Source organism: Bradyrhizobium sp. Ken01 (assembly GCF_055807355.1).
Genome location: NZ_JBVVPC010000126.1, coordinates 1 through 1,595 on the forward strand (window position 1 = coordinate 1; position 1,595 = coordinate 1,595).

The window sequence follows — 1,595 nt, forward strand, 5'->3', positions numbered from 1 at the left end:
CCATTCTGATGTCCCCAGTCAAGCACACAGCGCACGGTTTCTCATCTCCACGAGGACTCATCGTGAAGTTCTTGTGCCGATGGATCGTGCAGAGGAGAAGGCGGGACTCAAAGACGTCGGTGAACAGGCTCTGATGCGCGGGTTGGATACCGCATTTCCGTTTTTTCGTCTGGGGCTGTCCCTGGTCTAGCGTCGGGCGTCGATCGGATGATCGGCCACATAATGGATTTCAGGATTTCCCCTGCCGTGGTCCCGCCTTCACTTCTGCACGATTAATGTCTGCGACTGCCCCCTGATCTTGATTGCAACAAAGGGGGCTGTGGGCCGGTCGAGCGCACCTCACGACTCGAGCGGTCCACAGCCCCCAACGATGTCACGCCTGTCGAGGTGGCATGAGCTCGCGATTGATCGCCCAAATGAAGGCAGATAGCTCTCGGGCAATCGCCGTGACGATTACGGTTCGCCGCTTGCCCTTCCGCTCGAGTGAGCGGAAGCGTCCGCACAGCCTGGTTTGCGCTTTCCACGCAATCTCGCGCGCGACTCTCGGTGCGGCCTCCACCTTTGGCTGCTTGTCTCGGCTCACGCGCGGCGGATATCGATAGCTCCAGGCCGCCTCTACAAGAATACGTCGCGCCCGCCCATTACCGGCTTTGGTGATGCCGCCTCGCTTGACTTGGTCGCCAGTCGAGTTTTCTGTGGGCACCAGACCCAGATAGCCCATCAACTCGCGCGGATTTTGAAAGCGGGATAGATCACCGATCTCAGCCAGCACCCCCACAGCCGCAATGAGATCAATCCCACGCACCGCCTGCAGGGCCGACACAACCTCGGCGAGCGACCACTCGGGTACTACCTCGCGGATGGCATCTTCCAAACGCTCCAGCCGCTCACTTTCCTGGCGTATCCCCTCAAGTAACTCTTCGAATGCGATGCGCTGCTCGCGATGCTCGAGCTTCTGCGACATGAGCCATCTCATGTGGGCTGGTCCCCACGTTGTCTTGCCCGGATAGATGCGTCCTAGCCGCAGCATCAATGACGAGATCTGTTGACGCTTGCCCTGGAGGTCCTTCTTCACTGCTTGACGGGCGCGCGAGAGATCGCGCATAGCCTCATGGCGCTCGTCCGGCACCCACACCGCCGTGAGCTCGTCCGCGCGCAACAGCTTGGCGAGGCTTACCGCATCGCGCCGGTTCGTCTTCACTCGATTGCCGGCCTTCTTCGGAACGAGCGAGGGGGCCACCACCAGGCAGTCATGGCCGAGGCTCTTGAGCAGTCTGTAGAGACCGTATCCTGTTGGCCCTGCTTCGTAGCAAAACGTCAACTGACAGCATTTCGCTGCAAGCTTTGCCACCAGCTTTCGGATCGCTGCCTCCGTGGCAGGAAACTCCCCGAGATATCGTACCTCGCCGCCACGGCCGCCATCGGCAATGGCTATAGCATTGCGCGATTTTGGCGTATCGATTCCGACAAAGACCTCGGTATGATGACCCACGACTCGCCCTCCTTGTTTGAGGCTCTACCCGGTCCATCCGGGCAACCCTCGTCGCAACATCGAGGGTGAGTCGCCTCATTTTGTGGGGGGACATACAGTCTAG

The 1,595-nt window shown here is 59.9% G+C and carries 2 protein-coding genes; one reads left to right on the forward strand and one right to left on the reverse strand.

What is annotated here, in order from left to right; translation table 11 throughout:
* A partial coding sequence (locus AC0L3S_RS38975) for a hypothetical protein (RefSeq protein WP_473285252.1) occupies nt 1-190 on the forward strand: 190 nt, incomplete at its 5' end.
* A 183-nt stretch (nt 191-373) separates the two neighbouring features.
* Here AC0L3S_RS38975 and AC0L3S_RS38980 read toward each other — a convergent pair.
* Entirely contained in the window at nt 374-1,492 is a 1,119-nt protein-coding gene (locus AC0L3S_RS38980) for an IS110 family RNA-guided transposase (protein WP_473285254.1), read from the reverse strand.
* Nucleotides 1,493-1,595 lie beyond the last annotated feature (103 nt).